Below are 21,009 nucleotides of genomic sequence, written 5' to 3'. Positions count from 1 at the left end.
TCCGATCTGCTCTCCCGCTTCAACTAAACGTGGAAACAGTCGGCGTGGTATCCCGGTTGCCTGCAAAATATCAACACTGAAATCTCGCTGATGAATATCCAGCATCTGACTGGTACCGGCCATGGTGATATCTGTGGTGAACTCACCGGTGAGGCGATGGTTGAGCAGTGATGAAATAAATAGCCAGGCGTGTGCCTGTTCCAGCAATTGTGGGTGATTCTCTTTAAGCCATACCAGCTTGTACAGCGTGTTGAAGCTGAACGCGCCGACGCCGGAAATTTCCTGCAACTGCTGCGGCGGCATGTAGCGGTGGATATTCTCCATTACTGCCGTGGTGCGTGGGCATTTCCAGCTGATTACCGGATACAGTTGCTTGCCGTTCTGATCAACCAATGCGCCGTCTACGCCAAAGGTGGTGACGGCGATCCCACGGACCTGGCAGGCGGCCAGTTGCGCGGAGAGCCGCTGGCAGCAATCGGCAAAGCGCTGCACAATAGCGTCGAGGGACCACTGATGCCAGGCGCTATTTTCTGCCGCGATGTCACTGGCGTTTGGGGTGGACGCACGAGCGACAATCTTTCCCTGGCGGTCAACAGCGATAGCCCGCACGTTGGTCGCGCCACAGTCAAGGACCAGGATAACCTCTTGTTTCATAATTGCTCCTGGGAGATTACCTATTGCCGGATGGCGGCTTCGCCTTATCCAGCCTACAAAACCGTGCGCTTCGTAGGCCTGATAAGATGCGTAAGCGTCGCCATCAGGCAATCGCTCGATGTTTAACGCTTATATAGCGGGCCATAGTTCTGGCAGGCGCGATAATCCTGGCCTTCGCTGTCCATACCGTGCGCCGCCCATGCGGAAGGGCGATAGATCTTCTCTTCTTCCACGTTGTGCATACACACCGGAATACGCAGCATGGCGGCGAGCGTAATAAAGTCCGCACCAACGTGACCAATCGTCAGCACACCGTGGTTGGCACCCCAGTTAGCCATTACGGAATAGACATCGCTGAACGGACCTTTGCCGGTTAAGCGCGGTGCAAACCAGGTTGTTGGCCAGGTAGAGTTGGTGCGAGCATCAAGCTGAGCATGTACCTCTTTCGGTAATTCCACACTCCAGCCTTCCGCAATTTGTAGCACTGGACCCAGACCTTTGATGATATTGATGCGGGTCATGGTGAACGGTACGCCACCTTCGGTAAGAAAACGGGAAGAGTAGCCGCCGCCTCGGAAATACTCGTGGATCGCCGGACACCATTCCGTCGCCGCCAGGCAATCATCTGCTTCCTGCTGTGAGATCTCCCAGTGTGGTTTCATGGTTGGCTGGCCTTCGCTGTCACGCTGTTTGCAGGAACCATCCAGTGCCGCAGAGCCGGAGTTAATCAGGTGAATAATGCCGTGCTCCGCAAGACCGGTCAGCGGTTTACCTGTGACGCGCTCTACTGCTTCCGGTGACCAGTAGGTTCGTACATCAGCAAAGACCTGTGCCGTGCCGGTGAGCTGGTAGCCAAACAACATTGCGACACCGTTCAGGCTGTCGTTCTCGGTGGCGACGACATACGGTTCGCGCACGCCATTCCAGTCAAATGAGCTGTTGAGCAACGCTTCGGCGGTGTCGCCGTTTGGATATTGATCCGTCCAGTGGCGCTGGCCCTGGAAACCGGCGGCAATCGCGTTGTACCCCATCGACTCTTCAACCCGGCCTTTCTCTGCCAGTTTCTGGTTACCCTGCATCATGTCGCGAATGCACATGGCCATCAGCAGGCTCTCTTTCAGCACTGCACGGCTCTGTTCTTCATTTCGCTTATACTGTTGTGCGTTCTGATCCTCGCCATAACGGAAATGTTTATCCGCCCATGCCAGGGCAATTTCCAGCTCCGCTTCGTCATAGATCTTCTGGTCAATGCGACGACGCAATTCGGTCATATCAACAGGTTGAACCTTCATTCCCAGCCAGGATTCAAAGAAGTTATGGTCGACAATAGAGCCTGCAATTCCCATTGAAACGCCGCCGACGGACAGATAGCTTTTACCTTTCATGCTGGCAACGGCTAAACCTGCCCGAGTGAAACGCAGCAGTTTTTCTTCAACATCGGCAGGGATAGTGGTATCACCTGCATCCTGCACGTCATGACCGTAAATAGAGAAGGCGGGAAGCCCTTTTTGATTATGTGCAGCCAGTGCTGCAGCCAGATACACGGCACCTGGACGCTCCGTCCCGTTGAAACCCCAGATGGCTTTCGGGCGCATAGGGTCCATATCGATAGTTTCGCTGCCGTAGCACCAACACGGCGTGACGGTAATTGTCACGCCGACGTTCAGGCTACTAAATTTTTCTTCACAGGCGGCAGATTCAGCCAATCCGGCAATACAGGTGTCTGCGATAACGCACTCGATCTGTGCCCCGCAGGCATGACGAAGTTTCTCGGAAATCAGTGCGGCAGTGGCTTTTGCCATGTTCATGGTTTGTTCTTCGAGCGACTCGCGTACACCCATACGACGCCCATCAATCACCGGACGAATACCGATTTTCGGTAAACTATTTTTTTTCATTCGAGGTTCCTCATCTCACTTTATGCCGTGCTGCAAAAGCGGATGTCGGACACCACTGTCGCAGTTGGCTGAATTACCCATTTTTGCTAACTCGAGTTAGCTTAGGTATTAGAGAGTTTTTTGCACAACTTTTTTGTTATGGAACTGTGAGAAGCCTCACGAGAAGTGGTTAAAATTCGATCTGCGTCAAATAAACAAATACAGATTTTTTCATTAAATTCTTTTTAAATTAATAAGATAAAATAAATTGTCTGTTCAGTGTCACAGTTTTAAACCAAATGATTTGGCTATTTTTGGCAGCTAAAATAGCTTTAAAAGGCAATCGCTAACTCGAGTTAGCATCGTTGATAAAACGCATATGATCTTGTAGACACATTCGCATTAACGGTGACGATGGCTTCCTGGCAACGCTGTTTTTCGCCTGATTCACTGATTACAGTTTCTGTATATTGAGGAAAGCAGCAATGTCTGAAACATTTTTACAGATGAGTCATATTACGAAACGTTTTCCCGGCGTATTAGCGTTGAGTAATGTGGATTTTACTTTACGCAAAGGTGAGGTTCATGCACTGTTGGGGGAGAATGGCGCGGGAAAGTCTACCCTGATGAAAATTTTATCCGGTGTATATCAACCTGATGAAGGGGATATTATTTTTGAGAACCAACCCGTTTCGTTTGCAAACCCATTGAGCGCACAAAGCGTAGGTATCACCATTATTCATCAGGAGTTTAACCTTTTTCCTGAACTGACGGTCGAAGACAATATATTTATTGGCAGGGAGTTTTGCAAAAATAATCGCTGGCGTCTGGATGAGAAACAACAGCGGCAGGCTGCGATCGATATTTTGCAAAAATTAAACCTGAATATCTCCCCAGACATGCTGGTTGCCGATCTTACTGTTGCTCAGCAACAAATGGTTGAGATTGCGAAAGCGATATCGGTGAATGCCAAGATTCTTATTATGGATGAACCAACGGCGGCGTTGACGGAAACCGAAATTGACAGTTTATTCCGGGTTACACGCTTACTTAAAGAACAGGGAACGGGCATCGTTTATATCTCGCACCGACTGGAGGAACTGGCGCTGATAGCCGATCGCGCTACCGTCATGCGTGATGGACAGTTTATTGCCACCGTGGATTATGATTCGGTCAAAATCAGCGACCTGATTGCCATGATGGTTGGGCGTGACCTTGGCAATATCTATCCCCGTCGGGAGCCGCAACCCCAGCGTAAACCGGTGCTGGAAGTCAGTGGCCTGACGCGCAAAGGCGTACTGAACAATATCGATTTTACCTTGCATCAGGGGGAAATCTTAGGTTTTGCCGGGCTGATGGGGGCCGGGCGTACTGAGCTGGCACGGGCCATCTTTGGTGCCGATCCTATCGACAGCGGAACCATCAAGTTGAACGGTAAAGAGACGGTAATCAAGGATATTCCTGATGCCATCCAGCAGGGTATTAGCTACTTAACCGAGGACAGAAAAAAAGAGGGCCTGGCATTAGGATTGTCCGTTGAACGCAATATTATGCTAGGAAATTACCCCGAATATTCCAACCGATATGGCAACGTGGATAGCAAACGCTGTCAGCAAACCAGCGAAGAGCAGGTGAAAGCACTGCGTATTAAGACGCCGCATCTTGAACAGGCTGCGTTGAATTTAAGTGGCGGTAATCAGCAAAAAATTATTATTGCCAGATGGGTATGCAAAGACACCGACATTCTCATCTTTGATGAACCCACCCGCGGTATTGATGTGGGAGCCAAACTTGAAATTTATGAATTAATGAATCGACTGGTGGCAAAAGGGAAATCAATTATCATGATTTCCTCTGAATTACCGGAAGTGCTGGGTATGTGCGATCGCATTTTAGTTATGCGTAATGGGCGTATTACCGGAGAGTTAGCTTCTGATGACGCCACACAAGAAAAAATCATGCAATATGCGACGTTAGAGGACTAATTTATGACTATCTCTGTAACCTCTTCAGACAGCAATAATAAGAAAATAAAAATTAACAAAGAGCTTTTAATGCGCCTGGCGCCGCTTTTGAGTCTGATTATTCTGGTGATATTTTTTAGTTTTGGATCACCTTTCTTCTTTAACACTGAAAACATTATGACAATTGCCCTGCAAACCTCGGTGATTGGCATCATGGCGATTGGCGTTACCTTCGTCATTATCACTTCAGGAATCGACCTTTCTCTTGGCTCGGTAGTGGCCTTTTCTGGTGTTGCGGTAGGTATCAGCGCCACGCTGGGATTACCTCTGCCCGTATGTATTTTGGCGGGTGTGCTGGCGGGTGGATTATGCGGCTATATCAATGGATTGCTGGTCACTAAAATGACTATTCCGCCCTTTATTGCCACCCTGGGTCTGATGATGTCCGTCAGAGGCATCAATATGGTAATGACTGACGGCCGGGCAATTTACTTTGCTGATTATCCCACCTTCAAGATGCTGGCGCAGGGACGCTTGTTCGATGTGCTGCCTTACCCCGTTTTTTACCTCGTGGTTGTCGCACTGATCGCCGCATATATCCTCAAGAAAACGGTGATTGGCCGCTATGTCTATGCCGTGGGCAGTAATGAGGTTGCTGCGCATCTTTCCGGGATTAAAGTCCAGCGCGTGAAAATTTTCGTCTACGCATTTTGTGGTCTGCTGACCGGGATTGCCGGGGTCATTCTGGCCTCTCGTTTGAACTCGGGCCAGCCGACCGTCGGCGTGGGCTATGAACTGGAAGCCATTGCTGCGGTGGTCATTGGCGGTACCAGCCTGATGGGGGGGATTGGCACTATTGGCGGCACCATTATCGGCGCATTCATTATGAGCGTGTTGAAAAATGGCCTGAACCTGATGGGCGTCTCGCAGTTCTGGCAAATGGTGGCCATGGGCGTAGTCGTTATCGCCGCGGTTTATCTCGACACTTTACGCAAAAAAATTCGTTGATTTACGCACCCGGAAGTCACGGGACAACATAACCCTGACGTTTAGGGTGACTCACTCAGAACGGAGTAAAACAATGAGAACCAGGAATTTTGTCTATGCGTTATCCCTGCTGGCCTGCATGACATCCAGCGCACTGGCTAAAGATATGAACCTTCCTGTGGTCAGTAAAGGCTTCCAGCATGAATTCTGGCAGACCGTAAAAATGGGTACCGAAGCGGCAGCGAAAGAGTTGGGCGATAAGACCAGCTATGTTGGGCCTGCCGATGAAACTCAGATTGCCGAGCAGATTCAGTTGGTTGAAAACGCAATGGCGCAAAAACCTAATGGGTTGCTGTTGGCGGCATTAGACGCCAATGCGCTTGCGCCATTAGTGGAAACAGCGAATTCACGCGGCATCAAGGTGGTGACGTTTGACTCAGGCGTAAATTCTGACATTCCTGTCAGCTTTGTGGCAACGAATAACCGTAAAGCAGGGGCTGAAGCGGCAGATGCTCTCGCTGCACAAGTGGGTAGCAAAGGGAAAGTCGGCATTATAGCGCACGTGGCTGGAACTTCTTCCGCAATTGAACGTTCGGAAGGTTTTGTGGCCAGAATGAAGGAAAAATATCCGGATATCAAAGTTCTGCCGGTTCAGTACAGTGATGGCGATCCGCAAAAAGCGATGGATAAAACCATCGATATGATCCAGGCAAACCCCGATATTGCCGGGATCTACGGCACCAATGAAGGCTCAACGCTGGGTGTGGCGAACGCCATTGATAGCCAAAACCTGAAAGGTAAAGTGAAGGTGATTGGTTTTGATAGCACCGAAGCAATCATTGCCTTCTTGAAATCTGGCGTGATCCAGGGCTTTGTTGTACAGGATGCGTACCAGATTGGCTATCAGGGTATTAAGACGCTGAATGCGGCCGTGTCAGGTCAGTCAGTACCGAAAGAAATTGATATTCCGGTGAAATTTGTTAATGCGCAGAACATTGATACACCGGAAATCGACAAGCTGTTGCACCCATTCGGTAAAAAATAAGACCGCGGGGGCGGTACATTCGCCCCATTATTAGCCAGCGTCAGGGAGCTACTATGAGCAGTGGATATTTCCTCGGAGTGGATGTCGGTTCCGCCAGTGTCAGGGCTGGTGTTTTTGATGCCAGTGGCAAACGGCTGGCTTTTGCGACATTCCCTATCTCGCAGTTTCGACCTGGCCCCGAGCGGGTAGAGCAGTCATCTGCCGAAATCTGGCAGCAGGTTTGCCATGCCGTGAAGGAGGCTGTGTCGTCAGCCGGGGTTGGCGTTGAGGAGATCCGTTCGCTGGGGTTTGATGCCACCTGTTCGTTAGTGGCTCTGGATGAACAGGGGCAGGGTCTGGCGGTTTCACCTGGTGAACCGTCAGACCATAACATCATCATGTGGATGGATCATCGTGCGGTGCAGGAGACGCAGCGTATCAACGCTACACAGGACCCGGCGTTGCGTTATGTCGGTGGTGAAGTCAGTGTCGAAATGGAACTACCCAAAGTGTTGTGGCTAAAAAAACATTTCCCCGCGACCTGGCAGAGTGCACACCGCTTCTACGATCTGGCGGATTTTTTGGTCTGGAAAGCCACCGCTTGTGATGTTGCTGGTCTGTGTACTTTAACCTGTAAATGGAACTATCTGGCACATGAGCAACGCTTTAGCCACTCCCTGCTGGATGCGGTTGAATTAACTGATTTACTGAACAAAATTCCGTCACGGATCCTGCCCCCGGGCGCGGCCGTTGGGACGCTCAGCCCCGATGCGGCACAGGCGCTGGGATTGACGACAGCGGTGGTAGTCGCCAGTGGCATGATTGATGCGCATGCGGGTGGCGTGGCGCTTGCCGGTGCCGAGCCTGCGGGAACATTGGCGTTGATCAGCGGAACATCAAATTGCCATATGCTGTGCAGCGAGCAGGAGATTCATACACCGGGTGTATGGGGGCCGTACTGGTCCGCTATGCTGCCTGGTTACTGGCTGACGGAAGGGGGGCAAAGCGCGGCTGGGGCGCTGGTTGACTGGACGCTTCAGGAGTCGGGTGCCAGCGCTGAGCTGTTTCACAAAGCTGAGGCCCGGGGCTGCCATCCCATCGTTTTAGTTAATGAATGGGTTGCCGCACTTGAGGAGCAAGAGTCTGAGCCTGGTCGTTATCTGCATGTGCTGGCTGATCACCACGGTAACCGTTCCCCGCGTGCACGACCCGATGCCCGGGGCAGCGTTTGCGGTTTGACGCTTGAACGAGGTGAGATGCAGGTTGCTCGTCTGTATCTGGCGACATTACAGGCGATTGCCTGCGGCACGCGACACATTATGGAAGTGATGCGCGAAAACGGTCATACCATTTCTCGACTGACGCTATGTGGCGGTGCAACACACAATCCTCTGTGGTTGCGAGAGTATGCAGACGCCACCGGATGCGATATTCATCTTATGCAGGAAGAAGATGCGGTGACGTTAGGTGCGGCTATCACCGGTGCAGTGGCCAGCGGGGTGTGGGCAGATGTTCCCTCCGCCTGCCGGGCGATGGTTTGCCCAGGTGGGGTGATTAAAGCGAATCCGGCACGACAGGACTTCTATGACCGTAAATACCAGGCATATCTGATGATGTGGGATCAACAGCAGGCGCTTAACCAGGTTATGCAGTAAGACAAAAGTTTAAAATACTTTTATGATTGTGAATTGACGTTTTTGGATGTGAACTGGGACATATAAATGGCTAAAACAGTAGAACAGATAGCCAGCGATCTGAATTTATCGGTGACGACCGTGCGACTGGTGCTGAACGGGAAGGCTGAGCAATATCGTATCAGTGTCAAAACCCAAACGCGTATTAATGAATACGTTGAACGGTATGGTTATGTCATAAACCATTCAGCCCGCAGCCTGAAACTGAATAAAACAGATACGTTGGGGCTGATTGTACCCAATATATCTAACGTCTTTTTTGCCACACTGGCCGAGAAACTTGAACAACGTTGTCGTCGTTCTGGATATCAATTAACGATTAGTTGTACCTACGATGATGTTGATTACGAAAACAAATTAACGAAAGCGTTAATAGCTCGTAATGTTGATGGCCTGTTTATTGTTCCTTCAACATTAGAGAATCAGCAACACCATTTGCGTCAGGTCAGAAAACCGATGGTGCTACTCGACAGGGATTTTAAGTATACCGATAACGCGCTGGTTGAAAGTCATAACATTTTAGGCGGTGAAAAGCTGACGCAAAGTTTGTTTGATGCAGGCAAATCTCCGATCTGGTTTTTAGTCGGGGATACCGGATTGCCCAGTATTGGCGATCGTTTAAAAGGTTACCTTAACGCGTTGAATAATAATGGAATTTCTCATCGTGACTGGGTGCGTGAAGGTCCGGATAATACGCCGGATGGTGGTTATCGGTTGATGGATAAATTGATCAACGAACAGGGCTGTCCGCAGGCGTTTATTGCCTCATCATTACCTGTACTGGAAGGTGCCGTCATTGCTATTCGCAATCGTTTCGGTGTGATTCCACCGGATATTAATATCGGGACATTTGATGAACATCCCATGCTGGGATTCCTCGCGAATAATGTCTGGTCGATGCAGCAGGATGAAAATGTCTGGGCGGAAAAAGCTTTCGCTATGATGATGAGTGCTATTGATGACCAGCCCATTAAAGAAACTGTAAAAGTTGAGATGAAACTAATTAAGCGCGTAAGACAACAATAATTCGTCGCACTAACTAAATCGGCCAACTGAATCTGAATAAATGTGTTCAGTGGCTGCTCATACCTGAAACCTGACCCGTCTTACTCTGCGGCTGCATTTTTTCGCAATAAAGACGAGGGGCAACTGTACCCGGAGAATCATTATGGAAAGAATGCGTTTATCACGTGAAATCATCGAAACCTGCCTTGAAATGACCCGTCTTGGGTTGAATCAGGGGACCGCAGGAAATGTAAGTGCGCGCTATGAAAATGGAATGCTGATCACACCCAGCGGTATCCCTTACGAAAGACTCACTGAAAACATGATCGTGTTCGTAGATAACGACGGCAAATATGATAAAGGACAATTACCTTCCAGTGAATGGCGTTTTCACCTGGCGGCTTATCAGACGCGCCCGGATGCCAATGCAGTCGTTCATAACCATGCGATTCATTGTACCGCCGTGTCGATTTTGAACCGTCCTATTCCGGCAATCCATTACATGATTGCCGCGGCTGGGGGGAACTCTATCCCGTGTGCGCCGTATGCGACGTTTGGTACACGAGAGCTGTCAGAGCATGTGAGCGTCGCGCTGAAAAGCCGTAAGGCAACGTTGTTGCAGCACCACGGGTTGATTGCCTGTGAAGCGAATCTGGAAAAAGCACTATGGCTGGCGCATGAAGTCGAAGTCCTGGCCCGCCTTTATCTAAGCACCCTGGCGATTGTCGACCCGGTGCCGGTGCTGGATGACGAAGAGATCGCCATTGTGCTGGAGAAATTCAAATCTTACGGATTACGAATTGAAGAGTAATTTCGCATAGCGAAAAGGAGAAATACGATGGCGAACAGAATGATTCTGAATGAAACGGCATGGTTTGGCCGGGGAGCTGTTGGGGCATTAACGGACGAGGTCATCCGTCGGGGTTATCGCAAGGCTTTGATTGTCACCGATGCAAACCTGGTACAGTGCGGCGTTGTCGATAAGGTGACATCCCGTATGGATGCCGCCGGTTTGCCGTGGGAAATCTATTCCGGCGTGATCCCAAATCCTACAATTGCAGTGGTGAAGGAGGGATTGGGAGTCTTTCAGCAAAGTGGCGCAGATTATCTGATAGCTATAGGCGGCGGCTCCCCGCAGGATACCTGCAAAGCGATTGGCATTATCCACAATAACCCTGAGTTTGCCGATGTACGCAGCCTTGAAGGGTTATCGCCAACACGTGCTGCGAGCGTACCGGTGATGGCAATCCCTACGACGGCAGGGACGGCGGCGGAAGTGACCATTAACTACGTGATCACGGACGAAGAAAATCGGCGTAAATTTGTCTGTGTCGATCCGCATGACATTCCGCAGGTGGCGTTTATTGATGCCGATATGATGGATGGTATGCCTGCCGCGTTAAAAGCGGCGACCGGGGTCGATGCGTTGACCCATGCTATTGAAGGTTATATTACGCGGGCGGCGTGGGCACTCACTGACGCGTTGCACATCAAAGCCATTGAGATCATTGCCGGGGCGTTGCGCGGCTCTGTTAATGGTGACAGCCAGTCTGGTGAGGCAATGGCGCTGGGTCAGTACGTTGCCGGAATGGGATTTTCAAACGTCGGTCTGGGGCTCGTGCACGGGATGGCACACCCGCTAGGGGCCTTTTATAACACTCCGCACGGCGTCGCCAATGCCATTTTGTTACCGCACGTGATGCACTACAACGCCGAATACACCAGAGAGAAATTCCGCGATATCGCCCGGGTGATGGGGGTGAAAGTGGAAGGTTTAACGCTGGAAGAGGCGCGTAAGGCTGCGGTAGATGCTGTGTTTGCGCTTAACCGCGATGTGGGGATCCCGCCGCACTTACGTGATGTGGGGGTACGTAAGGAAGATATTCCTGCGCTGGCGCAGGCGGCATTTGACGATGTTTGCACTGGCGGTAATCCGCGTGAAGCAAGCATTGCCGATATTGTCGAGCTTTACCATACCGCCTGGTAATCACCTGGCGTTTATCCGGCCTACTGGAGGGACGATGCGTAGGCCGGATAAGCGCAGCGCCATCCGGCAATAAGACTACCGTGCCAGCCGTAGCTGCTGGAGATTTCCGTCAATATGTAAGTCCGTTTGCAGCCGCGCGATATCACGGCACAGAAACGCCATCTCCTGGTGCATCTCCAGTTTCTTGCGCCACTTTTCCGGCACGTCTTCCAGATGTGCGTAAATCCCTTCCAGATGCTGAAACTGCACGAGTAGCTGTGTTGCACTCTTGGGACCAATACCTGCAACGCCCGGCACTTTTGAGCTGCTGATCCCGGCCAGTCCCCAATAATCTGGCAATTGCTGAGGCATTACACCAAATTCTTTCTCAATGAACGGCGCGTCCAGCCAACGCTTCTGGAAATAGTCGCGAATGCGTAATGTTGGGGAGAGCAGTTGGCAATAACCTTTATCTGTCGAAACGATGGTGGCCTGATGTCCCGCCTGGGTGACTTTCACCGCCAGCGTTGCGGCTAAATCATCGGCTTCATTCCCGCTCGAGACCCAACAACAGACGCCGTGTTGTTCAAAAGCGGCGCGTAAGGCGGGCATTTCCTTGTGTAAATCGTCAGGCATTGGCGGGCGACCGGCTTTGTAGTCAGGTAAGCGTTGGTGACGCCAGCCGCTGTTGCGCGCTTCGTCATCAAATACCGCCACGGCGTGTGTGGGCTGACTGTGCACAATCAACTGATCGAGCGCGTGCTGGCACGTCTCCACGCAGGGCGACCCCTGGACGGCGTGAATGCGACGAATGAGATTGAGTGCATCGACAATGAGCAGATGGACGGCCACGGTGTTCTCCCTGATAAATCAGGCTGTAGGGTAACATTCACAGTGGGGGGAGGCGAAGATCTGAAACAACATTTTGCCGGATGGCGGCTGACGCCTTATCCGGCCTACAAATGACTGTGGCACTGTAGGCCGGATAAGTTTGCGCCAGGGATTAATCGCAGGTAACGATCTTCATCGCCAGACCGCCACGCGAGGTTTCGCGGTATTTGGCATTCATATCTTTACCTGTCTCGTACATGGTCTCGATAACTTTATCGAGGCATACACGAGGCTCGCTGGTACGGCGCAGCGCCATACGAGCAGCGTTCACCGCTTTCACCGATGCAATGGCGTTACGCTCAATGCACGGAACCTGAACTTGTCCGGCAACCGGATCGCAGGTCAGACCCAGGTTGTGTTCCATACCGATTTCTGCGGCGATACATACCTGCGTCGGGCTACCGCCCAGCAGTTCTGCCAGACCCGCTGCCGCCATAGAACACGCCACGCCGACCTCACCCTGACAGCCGACTTCAGCACCCGAAATTGAGGCATTCATCTTGTACAGGGAACCGATGGCGCTCGCGACCAGCATATAGCGTGCCAGTGAGTTAGCGTTCACTTCGCGGATAAACTTGTCATAGTACGCCAGCACTGCAGGAACAATCCCGCATGCGCCGTTCGTCGGGGCGGTAACTACACGTCCACCGGCAGCGTTCTCTTCGTTCACGGCCAGCGCAAACATGTTGATCCAGTCTACAACTGCCATCGGGTCAGTCGTGGTTTTGTCACTGCTAACCAGCATACGACGCAGTGCTGCCGCACGACGCGGAACGCGCAGTTTGCCCGGCAATACGCCTTCGGTGGTGATACCGCGTTCAATTCCACTGCGCATCACTTCCCAGACGTTTGCAAAGTGCTGTTCCAGCTCTTCTTTGCTGTGCAGCGCCAGTTCGTTTTGCATCATCAGGCCGGAAAGTGATAGTCCGGTTTCCTGACAGTGTCGTTGCAAATCGGCTGCGGATGTATACGGATATGGCACGTTTACCGGATTGTTATTCGGCAAACCAAAGTGTTCTTCATCAACGATAAATCCACCGCCGATGGAATAGTACGTCTGGCTGTAAATGGCTTTTTCGCCTGCCAGTGCGGTAATACGCATCCCGTTTTCGTGCAGGGACAGATTGTCCGTATGGAAATTCATGCACTTATCAACCGGGAATTCGACCTCATGTTGACCGTCCGCCAGCAGCAAACGTCCATGAGTATTCACATCCTGGATAAAGGCCGGGATAGCATCAATGTCTACGGTATCCGGCAGATTACCCGCCAGGCCCATAATAATCGCGATGTCGGTATGGTGACCTTTCCCGGTCAGGGACAGAGAGCCATAGACATCAACCACTACGCGGGTTACGTCAGTGAGAATTCCGCGTGCAATCAGGTCATCCGTGAATTGTTTGCCTGCTTTCATCGGGCCAACAGTATGGGAGCTGGAAGGGCCAATGCCGATTTTGAAAATATCGAATACGCTAATCATGAGGCGTCCATTGTGTATCGAGGTGCGCCGCCCCGAAGAGCGGCGCAGGGGAATTAACTGAACAGAGAGTAGAAAATAGCGGAGATAGCGATCAGGCCCATAATCACAACGAACACGTTGCTGATATGGCCGCTGTATTTACGCATTGCCGGTACTTTCTGAATCGCATACATCGGCATCAGGAACAGAATCATCGCGATGATTGGGCCACCCAGGGTCTCAATCATACCGAGGATGCTCGGGTTCAGCGTCGCCACAATCCAGGTGGTTACCAGCATGAACAGTGCAGTGATTTTGTTCAGTTTGTTGATTTCGATGGATTTGCCTTTGCCGCGCAGAGACTTAATCACCATCCCGTTGAAGCCTTCACGTGCGCCCAGGTAGTGGCCGAGGAAGGATTTGGTGATAGCGATAATCGCGATGATCGGTGCCATCCAGGCAATAATCGGTGCGTTAAAGTGGTTTGCCAGGTAAGACAGGATAGAGATGTTCTGTTCTTTCGCTGCAGCCAGATCCGCCGGAGTCAGGCTGAATACGCAGCTGAAGACGAAGAACATAACGGTCAGTACCATCATGATGTGAGCGAATGCCAGAATCTTGGAGCATTTCTTCTCTGCTTCATCACCGTACTCTTCACGCTTCGCCACGGCGAAGGAGGAGATGATCGGGGAGTGGTTGAAGGAGAACACCATTACCGGAATCGCCAGCCACAGGGTCAACAGCAGGCCGTTGCCGGTGGTTGCCGCAGAGTCAAAAGACATGGTTTCCAGAATCGCACCGCTCCACTGAGGGATCAGATACAGCGCCAGCAGCATCAGAGCCGCAACGAACGGGAATACCAGGATACTCATCGCCTTCACGATCATCTGTTCACCGAAGCGCACGATGGTCATCATGCCGACAATCAGAATCAGAGAGAGGATTGCACGCGGCGGCGGCGTAATCGCCAACTGGTGAGTCAGGAAGCTTTCAACGGTGTTGGTGATTGCAACACTGTAAACCAGCAGAATGGGGTAGATAGCGAAGAAGTAGAGCAGAGTAATCAGTTTACCTGCGCCAACGCCAAAGTGTTCTTCTACAACTTCAGTGATGTCTTCACCCGGATTTTTACCGGACAACACGAAGCGGGTCAGACCACGGTGAGCAAAGAAGGTCATTGGGAAGGCAAGAATGGCCATGATGATCAGCGGGATCATACCGCCAACGCCTGCGTTAATTGGCAGGAATAATACACCCGCGCCAATCGCCGTGCCGTAAAGGCCCAGCATCCACATGGTGTCTGTCTTGCGCCATGCGCTGCGGGTCTGGCCCGTAACGATAGTGCTGGTTTGCGTGTTTTCCATCTGTTTCTCCTGGAGGAAGCTTAAAAAGTCGGGTTTGGGTTCAATCCAATGAAAAAATACCCGACTGTAAAACGAAATTCGTTTAGCGATTTTTATATAATTTTTCGCCGTAATAATTTTCGGGCGGAAAGATACATTTAAGTAATGAATGTATCAGTGATCGCGATCTCAAATGCAATAATCCACCTTTTATGTGGATAAATTTGGACCATTAATCTGTTAAAAAATAGTCAAAGCGAATTTACGGGCGTGAAGGCTAACATTAACGACATATGGCATGAAAGACAGGGCGCGAAGATACGAGGGTTGCGCTATAAAAACTGTTGTTTTTAGTGAATTCTGATGACTAATTATAATTTGCGGTGATAAATCACGGTTTCCCCTGGGAGGTAATCGTTTGCGTTTTGGGGCTCGCCAGACGAAAGATAATTGATATTTATGTTATTGCGTGAGCTATGTGACTGGTATCACTAAAAAAGCCGGTTGGCTGAAGCGCCAAATCCGGCTTTGATATGGACAAAACTGTCACCGCTATAGCGCTGCTAGCGGGTGTTGAAGGTTATGCGCAGATCTCGTAGCACGGGATATACGCAGTGCCCGGCAACTTCATACGATGTTGTGCAACAAAGCCCTGCAGGAGATCGTCCATGCGGCGCATCATCTCAGGGTCACCGTGGATTTTGTACGGGCCAAACTCTTCAATGGCGCGGATGCCGACTTCTTTCACGTTCCCCGCGACAATCCCGGAGAATGCGCGACGCAGGTCTGCAGCCAGCACTTCAACAGGCTGGTCTGGATACAGTTTCAGATTCGCCATGTTTTCGTGGGACGGTTCGAACGGCATCTGCAAATCAGGTGCGATACGAATTGACCAGTTAAAGCTGTAAGCATCACCTGTGTCGCGACGGTTTTCTTTCACCAGCGGCATCGCTTTTTTCATCAGACGAGCGACTTCCGCTGCATCGTCAATGATAATGCGATAGTGACGGCGCGCCTCTTCTCCCAGCGTGTGCACGATAAATTCGTCCAGCACGCGGAAGTAATCGGCGCTCTCTTTTGGCCCGGTCAGGATCAATGGCAGAACTTGATCTTTGTTGGCCGGATTCATCAGGATACCCAGCAGATACAACAGCTCTTCTGCTGTCCCTACGCCGCCCGGGAAGATGATAATGCCGTGAGCGATACGCACGAACGCTTCCAGACGTTTTTCAATGTCCGGCATGATGATCAGTTCGTTAACCAGCGGGTTAGGCGGTTCCGCCGCGATAATTGACGGCTCGGTCATACCAATAAAGCGGCTGTCTTTGTAGCGCTGCTGAGCGTGGCCGACCGCGGCGCCTTTCATTGGCGCTTCCATCGCGCCCGGACCACACCCGGTGCAGATGTTCAGTTCACGCAGGCCTAACTGAGTGCCCACGCGACGCGCATACAAGTATTCGTTCTCGTTGATGGAGTGACCGCCCCAGCAGACGACCATGTTCGGCGCTTCACCGACGTGAAGCGCCCGGGCGTTACGCAGAATGGAGAAGACCAGGTTGGTGATGTGAACCGAGCTTTCGAGATCCAGATGCTGGAAACGACCCGCGTTATGGATCTGGCCATTGACGAAAAGAATGTCGCGCAGTACGGCAAACAGGTTGGCCTGCAGCGCGCGAATGATGCGCCCATCGACAAACGCGTCTTCAGGTGGGTTGATCAGTTCCAGCTTCACGCCGCGTTCACGGCGCAGCACGTTAATGTCGAAACTTTCAAAACGAGACAGCAGCTCTTTGCTGTTGTCTGTCAAACTGCCGGAGTTCAGAACGGCAAGCGAACAGTTACGAAACAGTTGATACAGGTCGCTGCTGGCCGTGCGTTTAAGCATATCGACTTCCAGCTGCGACAACATGTCCATTGAGCCAAGCGGGCTAATATGTGTAATCAAGTAAACTCCTTACGGGACGAGAGATATCATCCTCTACTGATTACAATAGCCCTGGCTTATGACCTTTCACAACCTTGTGCGCGGAATCCGACACGCAAAATTGAGAAAAAAGATTACTGACGCACCAGTCTGCCTGTTGCGGGAGTGAAATCTGTGTTGGTGCGCCATGGGTTGATATCGAGGCCGCCGCGTCGCGTGTAGCGTGCGTATACGCTCAGTTTCTCCGGCTGACAGAAACGCAGCAGGTCATTGAAAATGCGTTCCACACACTGCTCGTGAAATTCATTGTGGTGGCGGAAGGAGACCAGATAGCGCAGCAACTTTTCCCTGTCGATTTTGCGACCGCGATACTGAATTTGTATGGAACCCCAGTCAGGCTGGTGGGTGATCAGGCAGTTGGATTTTAGCAGATGGCTGACCAGCGTCTCTTCCACCGCTTTTTCACCGCTTACGGCATTTTCCAGATAGTCGGTGCTGAACTGGTAGTTATCGATGACGATATCCTGATTGTCGATACAGGTGCCATTGAAGTGGGCTATCGGCTGCCCTTCCTGTTCGTCAAGACGATAGAGCGCTACGCTGACATCACCTTGCGCGCAGGCGCGTAGATCGTGTTCCAGCGTCTGACGGACGTGTTCCCATGAGTCAAAACGCGTCTGATTAAAACTGTTCAGATACAGCTTAAAACTTTTTGATTCAATCAGATTAACGCTGGTGTAATCCAGCTCCACATGGCCGACCGCAACCTGCGGTAAGCCGTTGGCATTCAGCCATGACAGTTCATACAGCGTCCAGATATCGGCGCCGTGAAAAGGCAGATTATCGGCCTTAAGATCCAGCGGGTCGCGGTTCAGGCTGCGCGGAACACCCTGCAGCAGGCTGGCGTCGTAAATATCCCGGTAATCCGTTGATTTTCCGAGAGTCAGGCCGTCAAGCGCCTGATGATTTTCATAAGAGGACATGTTTCACCGTCATAAACCAGATACACTATGCGACAAGTGTATCCTGGCTTTTGTGAAGAGAGAAATCAGTGGACGAATTGACAGCACAGGCGTTGGCAGCCTTTACGACGCGTTATTGCGATGCATGGCATGAAAAAAACGGCAGTTGGCCGCTGAGTGAAGAGCTGTATGGCGTACCGTCTCCGTGCATCATCTCCTCCACGAACGATGCGGTGTACTGGCAACCGCAGCCTTTTGTGGGCGAGCCGAATGTAAACGCGGTTGAACGCGCCTTTGATATTGTGGTACAACCCGCTGTTCATGCGTTTTATACCACCCAGTTTGCCGGGGACATGCGCGCACAATTTGCGGATGAGAAACTTACTCTGCTGCAAACCTGGTCTGAAGATGACTTCAGGCGCGTACAGGAAAACCTGATCGGCCACCTGGTTACGCAAAAACGCCTTAAGCTCTCTCCTACACTTTTTATTGCCACACTGGACAATGAACTTGATGTTATTTCAGTGTGCAACTTGTCTGGGGAAGTCTGCAAGGAAACGCTGGGAACCCGTAAACGGACGGTTCTGGCGGCCTCGCTTGCGGAATTTCTTACTCAACTTAAGCCTGTTCTGTAATCCAGTTTGCCCTAGGGCGTGTGAGAGATCTCTTACAAACCCTGTAGGAGATTGCCAGGTGATCAGTAAAGACTTCATCGACCGATATAATGTTAACTATTTATAATTCAATTGGTTAATGTTTTATTGATAACTTTCATATGAAAATAATCATTAGGGTATGTCTGTAAGTGTCTTGTAAGACAATGCGAAACAGGCGATTCTATCTCTGTCGACAAGGAGTCGCACAACGAAGTGAACATCAGGATGATGACACTTCGGCAGGACACACCAGGACGGTGCTGCAAGGACAGGTTTCAGGATGAAGCAAAGAGGAAAACGCGGGAAGCGTTAAAGGACACCTCCAGGATGGAGAACGAGAGCCGGTCAGGATGTTCGGCGGGTCAGGATGGCCAGGACACTTCAGGATGAAGTTTTCACATCGGGGTGATGTGAGCAGGATGCAAAAGTTCAGGATGAACGCGGTCGTAAGACCACAGGAAAAGTTGTCACGGATGAGCAGGGAGCACTAAAAGTAGCTGGAATGCTGCGAAACGAACCGGGAGCACTGTTTTTACAGTGCTCCCTTTTTTTTATTTCCTTTCTACTGGTGCTATTCTTCGCGCCAGATTTTTCATCATTGAGGTTAATTTCATGACGACTCATGACCGTGTGCGCGAGCAGTTGCATGCGCTTGAAGCACTGCTGCGTGAACATAATCACTGGCGGATGGATGAGCCAGAAGCGCATCTGTTTTCCAGCACGCAGCCTTTTTGTATGGATACCATGGAGCCGGTTGAATGGCTGCAGTGGGTGTTGATTCCCCGCATGCATGCGCTGCTTGATAATGCGCAGCCACTTCCAGAAGCGTTCGCTATTGCGCCATATTATGAAATGGCGCTGGCAGCCGATCATCCACAGCGCGATGTGATCCTGATTGCATTGCAGGATCTGGATGCGCTATTTACCAGTGATAACGCCTGATGCTGGAGATTCTCTATCAGGACCAATGGCTGGTTGCAGTCAACAAACCTTCGGGCTGGCTGGTTCATCGCAGTTGGCTCGACCGCGATGAGAAAGTGGTGGTAATGCAAACGGTGCGCGACCAGATTGGTCAGCACGTTTTTACCGCCCACCGACTCGACAGACCGACATCCGGTGTGCTGTTGATGGGGCTGTCCAGCGAGGCCGGACGACGGCTGGCACAGCAGTTTGAGCAGCATCAAATCCAAAAACGCTATCATGCGATTGTGCGTGGCTGGCTGATGGATGATGCCGTGCTGGATTATCCTTTGGTGGAAGAGCTGGACAAGATTGCCGATAAATTTGCCCGTGACGACAAAGGCCCACAGCCTGCGGTAACCCATTATCGCGGCCTGGCGACGGTTGAAATGCCGGTGGCGACCGGACGTTATCCGACCACCCGTTACGGGCTGGTGGAGCTGGATCCTAAAACCGGTCGAAAACACCAGCTCAGACGTCACTTGGCGCATTTGCGTCATCCGATTATTGGCGACAGCAAGCACGGTGATTTGCGACAAAATCGCAGCGCCGCGGAGCATTTCGGTTGTCAGCGATTAATGCTGCATGCCAGCCAGCTTGCGCTGACCCATCCTTTCACCGGCGAACCGCTGGTTATTCGCGCCGGGCTGGATGACGTCTGGATGCAGGCGTTATCACAGTTTGGCTGGCGTGGACTTCTCCCTGAGAATGAAAGGGTTGAGTTCAGCGGGCTGTCAGGTCAGGATAAGCAGATAGATTCTTAAGTCCCAGGAGATTACGGTTATGGCGGAAATTGGAATTTTTGTCGGCACGATGTACGGAAACGCGCTGCTGGTTGCCGAAGAGGCCGAAGCTATCCTCGCAAATCAGGGGCATAAAGCTACGGTTTATGAAGATCCGGAACTGGCTGACTGGGAAAAGTACAAAGACAAGTACATCCTGGTCGTAACGTCAACGACGGGACAAGGCGATCTGCCGGACAGCATCGTGCCGCTGTTTCAGGGAATTAAAGACCAACTGGGTTATCAGCCCGACGTTCACTACGGCATTATTGCACTCGGTGACAGTTCATATGCCAATTTCTGCGGCGGTGGTAAGCAGTTTGATGCGCTTTTGCAGGAACAGAGCGCCCAGCGTGTAGGTGAGATGCTGCTGATTGATGCCGGTGAACATCCGGAACCGGAAAGCGAATCCAACCCTTGGGTAGAACACTGGGCAACGCTCCTCAAATAGAATATTACCCAACCATCCGCACAGTTCGAATCATAAGCCGGGTAAGGCGTCGCCATTACCCGGCAATAAATCCCCCTCAAACGCCAATTTCGTGAAGCATCTTCCATTCCCTTAGGCTTATGCCATAAACAACCTCATTCACCCCTCGCAATGTTGTGTTTTTGCACGGTGAGGGTAAGAGGCACTCCTTCATATACTTTTCCCGTCAGTTCCCGAAAAGGCAGCGAGTCAGAATAAAACGGCCCTGAGCTGTACCAAAACTGCCACACACTAACCTCTCATTCTGATCACCCTACAGGTGCTGTACAGAATGAACTGGCGAAAGCCACGATTCAGGAGTGCAACAATGAGTTCATTAAGTCAGGCGGCGAGCAGCGCGGAAAAACGCACTAACGCTCGCTACTGGATAG

18 protein-coding genes and 1 pseudogene are annotated in these 21,009 nt (G+C 51.2%); 12 read left to right on the top strand and 7 right to left on the bottom strand.

Features of this window, described 5'->3' with window-relative positions:
- Together JTI85_RS21580 and fucI are read right to left on the bottom strand one after the other, a co-directional pair.
- Positions 1-654: FGGY family carbohydrate kinase (locus JTI85_RS21580; RefSeq protein ID WP_255574864.1), on the bottom strand; the 654-nt coding region annotated here is incomplete at its 3' end.
- A gap of 122 nt (positions 655-776) precedes the next feature.
- Complete coding sequence (fucI, locus tag JTI85_RS17750; protein ID WP_219351821.1) at positions 777-2,552, bottom strand: L-fucose isomerase; 1,776 nt, start codon at positions 2,550-2,552, stop codon at positions 777-779.
- A 464-nt stretch (positions 2,553-3,016) separates the two neighbouring features.
- On the opposite strand from fucI, the gene JTI85_RS17745 reads away from it, so the two are divergent.
- From JTI85_RS17745 to fucO, 7 genes are all read left to right on the top strand, one after another.
- Positions 3,017-4,516 (top strand): sugar ABC transporter ATP-binding protein, encoded by a 1,500-nt coding sequence (locus tag JTI85_RS17745; protein WP_219351819.1) that lies wholly within the window; start codon positions 3,017-3,019, stop codon positions 4,514-4,516.
- A gap of 3 nt (positions 4,517-4,519) precedes the next feature.
- Entirely contained in the window at positions 4,520-5,503 is a 984-nt protein-coding gene (locus tag JTI85_RS17740) for an ABC transporter permease (protein ID WP_003034055.1), read from the top strand.
- A 73-nt stretch (positions 5,504-5,576) separates the two neighbouring features.
- Positions 5,577-6,527 carry an ABC transporter substrate-binding protein gene (locus JTI85_RS17735; RefSeq protein WP_061068495.1) on the top strand — a complete coding sequence of 317 codons (951 nt, stop codon included), beginning with the start codon at positions 5,577-5,579 and terminating at the stop codon, positions 6,525-6,527.
- Positions 6,528-6,580: 53 nt separating this feature from the next.
- Positions 6,581-8,161, top strand: a complete 1,581-nt coding sequence (locus JTI85_RS17730) for an FGGY-family carbohydrate kinase (RefSeq protein WP_115642952.1) — start codon at positions 6,581-6,583, stop codon at positions 8,159-8,161.
- A 66-nt stretch (positions 8,162-8,227) separates the two neighbouring features.
- Complete coding sequence (locus JTI85_RS17725; RefSeq protein WP_061068493.1) at positions 8,228-9,226, top strand: LacI family DNA-binding transcriptional regulator; 999 nt, start codon at positions 8,228-8,230, stop codon at positions 9,224-9,226.
- A gap of 142 nt (positions 9,227-9,368) precedes the next feature.
- Positions 9,369-10,016, top strand: a complete 648-nt coding sequence (fucA, locus tag JTI85_RS17720; RefSeq protein ID WP_005130946.1) for an L-fuculose-phosphate aldolase — start codon at positions 9,369-9,371, stop codon at positions 10,014-10,016.
- 27 nt (positions 10,017-10,043) lie between these two features.
- Positions 10,044-11,192: a lactaldehyde reductase gene (gene fucO / locus JTI85_RS17715; RefSeq protein ID WP_219351818.1), complete on the top strand. Its 1,149-nt coding sequence runs from the start codon at positions 10,044-10,046 to the stop codon at positions 11,190-11,192.
- Positions 11,193-11,267: 75 nt separating this feature from the next.
- Here the strand turns inward: fucO and xni are convergent, their stop codons facing one another.
- From xni to queF, 5 genes are all read right to left on the bottom strand, one after another.
- Positions 11,268-12,023, bottom strand: coding sequence for a flap endonuclease Xni (gene xni / locus JTI85_RS17710; protein WP_048213085.1), 756 nt, complete (start codon positions 12,021-12,023; stop codon positions 11,268-11,270).
- 151 nt (positions 12,024-12,174) lie between these two features.
- On the bottom strand, positions 12,175-13,542 hold the full coding sequence (locus JTI85_RS17705) for an L-serine ammonia-lyase (protein ID WP_048213084.1): 1,368 nt from the start codon (positions 13,540-13,542) through the stop codon (positions 12,175-12,177).
- A gap of 53 nt (positions 13,543-13,595) precedes the next feature.
- Positions 13,596-14,885: an HAAAP family serine/threonine permease gene (locus tag JTI85_RS17700; RefSeq protein WP_003034073.1), complete on the bottom strand. Its 1,290-nt coding sequence runs from the start codon at positions 14,883-14,885 to the stop codon at positions 13,596-13,598.
- 559 nt (positions 14,886-15,444) lie between these two features.
- Positions 15,445-16,809, bottom strand: coding sequence for a nucleotide 5'-monophosphate nucleosidase PpnN (ppnN, locus tag JTI85_RS17695; protein ID WP_005130941.1), 1,365 nt, complete (start codon positions 16,807-16,809; stop codon positions 15,445-15,447).
- A gap of 113 nt (positions 16,810-16,922) precedes the next feature.
- Positions 16,923-17,771 carry an NADPH-dependent 7-cyano-7-deazaguanine reductase QueF gene (gene queF / locus JTI85_RS17690; protein ID WP_048213082.1) on the bottom strand — a complete coding sequence of 283 codons (849 nt, stop codon included), beginning with the start codon at positions 17,769-17,771 and terminating at the stop codon, positions 16,923-16,925.
- A 68-nt stretch (positions 17,772-17,839) separates the two neighbouring features.
- On the opposite strand from queF, the gene syd reads away from it, so the two are divergent.
- From syd to JTI85_RS21795, 5 genes and pseudogenes are all read left to right on the top strand, one after another.
- The gene (syd, locus tag JTI85_RS17685; protein ID WP_200044847.1) at positions 17,840-18,385 is read left to right on the top strand and encodes a SecY-interacting protein; all 546 of its coding nucleotides are present in this window, start codon (positions 17,840-17,842) and stop codon (positions 18,383-18,385) included.
- A gap of 633 nt (positions 18,386-19,018) precedes the next feature.
- Positions 19,019-19,348, top strand: a complete 330-nt coding sequence (locus JTI85_RS17680) for a YqcC family protein (protein WP_048213080.1) — start codon at positions 19,019-19,021, stop codon at positions 19,346-19,348.
- The gene (gene truC / locus JTI85_RS17675; RefSeq protein WP_061068487.1) at positions 19,348-20,130 is read left to right on the top strand and encodes a tRNA pseudouridine(65) synthase TruC; all 783 of its coding nucleotides are present in this window, start codon (positions 19,348-19,350) and stop codon (positions 20,128-20,130) included. Before JTI85_RS17680 ends, truC begins: the two co-directional genes overlap by 1 nt.
- 19 nt (positions 20,131-20,149) lie before the next feature.
- Positions 20,150-20,599 (top strand): flavodoxin, encoded by a 450-nt coding sequence (locus JTI85_RS17670; RefSeq protein ID WP_005130932.1) that lies wholly within the window; start codon positions 20,150-20,152, stop codon positions 20,597-20,599.
- A gap of 346 nt (positions 20,600-20,945) precedes the next feature.
- Positions 20,946-21,009, top strand: a pseudogene (locus JTI85_RS21795) (glucarate transporter domain protein); the annotation flags it as partial.

Origin of the sequence: Citrobacter sp. Colony219 (assembly GCF_019382635.1) — a bacterium.
Classification (GTDB): domain Bacteria; phylum Pseudomonadota; class Gammaproteobacteria; order Enterobacterales; family Enterobacteriaceae; genus Citrobacter; species Citrobacter youngae.
The sequence above is the reverse complement of the archived record's forward strand: the minus strand, read 5'-3'. Positions and strand labels throughout refer to the sequence as shown.

Coding starts and splice junctions, on each gene's coding strand:
- fucI (WP_219351821.1), bottom strand. CDS start 2,552: ATGAAAAAAAATAGTTTACCGAAAATCGGTATTCGTCCGGTGATTGAT.
- JTI85_RS17745 (WP_219351819.1), top strand. CDS start 3,017: ATGTCTGAAACATTTTTACAGATGAGTCATATTACGAAACGTTTTCCC.
- JTI85_RS17740 (WP_003034055.1), top strand. CDS start 4,520: ATGACTATCTCTGTAACCTCTTCAGACAGCAATAATAAGAAAATAAAA.
- JTI85_RS17735 (WP_061068495.1), top strand. CDS start 5,577: ATGAGAACCAGGAATTTTGTCTATGCGTTATCCCTGCTGGCCTGCATG.
- JTI85_RS17730 (WP_115642952.1), top strand. CDS start 6,581: ATGAGCAGTGGATATTTCCTCGGAGTGGATGTCGGTTCCGCCAGTGTC.
- JTI85_RS17725 (WP_061068493.1), top strand. CDS start 8,228: ATGGCTAAAACAGTAGAACAGATAGCCAGCGATCTGAATTTATCGGTG.
- fucA (WP_005130946.1), top strand. CDS start 9,369: ATGGAAAGAATGCGTTTATCACGTGAAATCATCGAAACCTGCCTTGAA.
- fucO (WP_219351818.1), top strand. CDS start 10,044: ATGGCGAACAGAATGATTCTGAATGAAACGGCATGGTTTGGCCGGGGA.
- JTI85_RS17705 (WP_048213084.1), bottom strand. CDS start 13,542: ATGATTAGCGTATTCGATATTTTCAAAATCGGCATTGGCCCTTCCAGC.
- JTI85_RS17700 (WP_003034073.1), bottom strand. CDS start 14,885: ATGGAAAACACGCAAACCAGCACTATCGTTACGGGCCAGACCCGCAGC.
- queF (WP_048213082.1), bottom strand. CDS start 17,771: ATGTCCTCTTATGAAAATCATCAGGCGCTTGACGGCCTGACTCTCGGA.
- JTI85_RS17680 (WP_048213080.1), top strand. CDS start 19,019: ATGACGACTCATGACCGTGTGCGCGAGCAGTTGCATGCGCTTGAAGCA.
- truC (WP_061068487.1), top strand. CDS start 19,348: ATGCTGGAGATTCTCTATCAGGACCAATGGCTGGTTGCAGTCAACAAA.
- JTI85_RS17670 (WP_005130932.1), top strand. CDS start 20,150: ATGGCGGAAATTGGAATTTTTGTCGGCACGATGTACGGAAACGCGCTG.